Origin of the sequence: Niveispirillum sp. KHB5.9 (genome assembly GCF_048066115.1) — a bacterium.
Classification (GTDB): Bacteria; Pseudomonadota; Alphaproteobacteria; order Azospirillales; family Azospirillaceae; genus Niveispirillum.
The window spans coordinates 1-291 of sequence record NZ_JBLTYX010000086.1; the positions used below are offsets into that span (position 1 = coordinate 1).

Here is a 291-nt window from a genome sequence, read left to right on the forward strand (position 1 = left end):
GATTGGGATCAAGGATGGGTTGAACCGTTATGCCTATGTGAAGAACTCGCCCTATATGGGTGTCGATCCGACGGGATTGCAGGCGGTCATTCCTGCCCCTGTTCCTCTTCCCATCCCTCTTCCGCCGATTGTTGACCCTACATCGAAGGAAAATAAAGAATGGGTAGAGTGGGGAAAAGAGAATTTACCAAAAGCCTTGTCATTTGTAGTTAGAGCATTAACTAGAATTCCTGTTTCTGATCACGCAGTAGCCGCAGTTGCAGAAGGTGAAACGGTTGATCAAGACGGTAC

At 47.8% G+C, this 291-nt stretch carries 1 protein-coding gene; it reads left to right on the top strand.

Annotated features, from left to right (window positions below; translation table 11 throughout):
* Positions 1-19 precede the first annotated feature (19 nt).
* On the top strand, positions 20-291 hold a 272-nt coding region (locus ACM9HJ_RS31045), incomplete at its 3' end, for a hypothetical protein (RefSeq protein WP_416575677.1).